Origin of the sequence: Candidatus Methanomethylophilus sp. 1R26, from assembly GCF_001481295.1 — an archaeon.
Lineage (GTDB): Archaea > Thermoplasmatota > Thermoplasmata > Methanomassiliicoccales > Methanomethylophilaceae > Methanomethylophilus.
In genome coordinates this window covers 1-1,753 of the sequence record NZ_LOPS01000005.1, presented here as the reverse complement: position 1 = coordinate 1,753, position 1,753 = coordinate 1, and the positions used below count along the sequence as shown (strand labels likewise).

Genomic DNA, 1,753 nt, shown 5'->3' with positions numbered 1-1,753 from the left:
AAACACGCTTTTTATAAACGCCTCCTGCGATTTTTTACCTACAAGGAGGAAAACAAAAAGCGATAATATGACGCTAAATGACCGTCATCTTCATTTTCGGCCCTGATTGTGTGCTCTTTGGCCATATTCAGTATAGGCACCACATTGATGATTCAGTCAGCAGATTCAAGCAGCAGTAGCAGCAGCAATATGTCATGTTATCTCTCCGATGTTCCCGGAGGAGATCCGATGCAGGAGAGTGATTTCTCCAGCGAAGCTGCGTTCAAGTGCGGATCGGTGCAGATCAACGGCGACATGGCATTTTTCATCGACAGGACTGTGGTAGGCCAAGGATACATCAATATCTCCTCAGATGACATTGCCGACGATGCTGCTAGAATTGTCTGGCACATGGATGTTGCATCGGGATTTGCGGATGACCTCGATTTCACTCTCTGGCTGGGACAGCCATCTGATCCTGGGTCGGTCAGCATAGGTGGAACAGACGGTATATTCTACTTGTCGCTCAAAAACGGGCAGGCCTCGCAACAGATCTTTCTGACCGTAGAGGCCGAAGATCTTCCCGCTTTGTTAACGGGATTTTCATACAGCGTGAGCTTCACTGTCGATTGAGGCTTAGGAACCTTGCTCATAGGATGCCGGACGGCATCCTCTGCGGGGTTCGGTATTTTTCAGCCGAACCGATGATGAAAACATGTTCTGTCTGGCAATGTTTTTATTCAGGTTCTGAGTAGAGCCGATATAGAATACATACTGCACCATAATTCAGTCAAATGAGATTTTGCCGGATGTATCTCCGCATACCTTACGAGGACTGTGGCTGCATCTGAGGAAGATCGTCTTATGAGGTATTCGCTGAGCAACGGAGCAGGCATTCTCACTCTAGTTGCCGTTATCTTTCTGCTCATACCCTCTCTGATATCCCCCGTTATGGGGCTGGAGTCGACAGTGACGAACACAGGCAATACCGTCGAGGCTGACAGATCATCGGTGCTAGCAGACCTTCTCACCGTTGAAGAGGAGAAAGATCGGAACTTGACGAGTCCAGATCAGTTCACCAGGACATATTTTCAGGGAGAGAGTGTGAGTTCCGGCAGCAATACCTACGCCTCCGTCTATGTGTCCCGCAACGAGACCATGACGACGCTGTCCGGTAAGTCGACGATAGTGGTGCCTATCCCTGCTTCGATAGATTGCTTTGTGATCCATGTGAAAATGGGTAGCGATTCTTCCGTTCTGAATTTCTGGAATGAGTTCATGCAGAAGACGGACGCAGGGATCGTAGATCAGAACGGAAACAAAACGGATTCGCTTCTGACAATCAGTGCTTCAGATACCACAGATACATACATCTGCATCGACCCAGACACCGGAGATTTCGTTTTGGAAGACTCTCTGGATGATTGCAAGAAGTGGATAGAGGCAGATGATCTCAAGACGAAAACCGTTTCAGACACTCAATCCTACAAGTACTTCACTGTCAAGTCAGATGACGATCCTAAGAATACCTACGTGCAGGTCATTGCAGTTTTCTGACAAATCTCAGGGTCTCGGATTCCAAACCGGCAGCTGAATCGTATGGGCTGCCGGACAGATCATGCACAATGCAGAAAGATGAAGAAAAAGGTGGTAGACAGCGTGTCTGCTTTCCCGTACACTTGCGCAATACAGTACGCGACAGATACGCGAGAGGGCTTAACTTCCGGGTTCGAGATGGGACCGGGTGAACCCCTCTGCTGTGGCCGTCTGACCA

At 48.8% G+C, this 1,753-nt stretch carries 2 protein-coding genes and 1 rRNA gene; 2 read left to right on the top strand and 1 reads right to left on the bottom strand.

Annotation, left to right across the window (positions count from 1 at the left end):
* Nucleotides 1–228 precede the first annotated feature (228 nt).
* Together AUQ37_RS01200 and AUQ37_RS01195 are read left to right on the top strand one after the other, a co-directional pair.
* Nucleotides 229–612 (top strand): hypothetical protein, encoded by a 384-nt coding sequence (locus AUQ37_RS01200; protein ID WP_058747072.1) that lies wholly within the window; start codon nt 229–231, stop codon nt 610–612.
* Nucleotides 613–843: 231 nt separating this feature from the next.
* The gene (locus AUQ37_RS01195; protein WP_157844235.1) at nt 844–1,536 is read left to right on the top strand and encodes a hypothetical protein; all 693 of its coding nucleotides are present in this window, start codon (nt 844–846) and stop codon (nt 1,534–1,536) included.
* Between the two features lie 92 nt (nt 1,537–1,628).
* On the opposite strand, the gene rrf is transcribed toward AUQ37_RS01195, so the two are convergent.
* Nucleotides 1,629–1,750, bottom strand: a 5S ribosomal RNA gene (gene rrf / locus AUQ37_RS01190).
* Between the last annotated feature and the right edge of the window lie 3 nt (nt 1,751–1,753).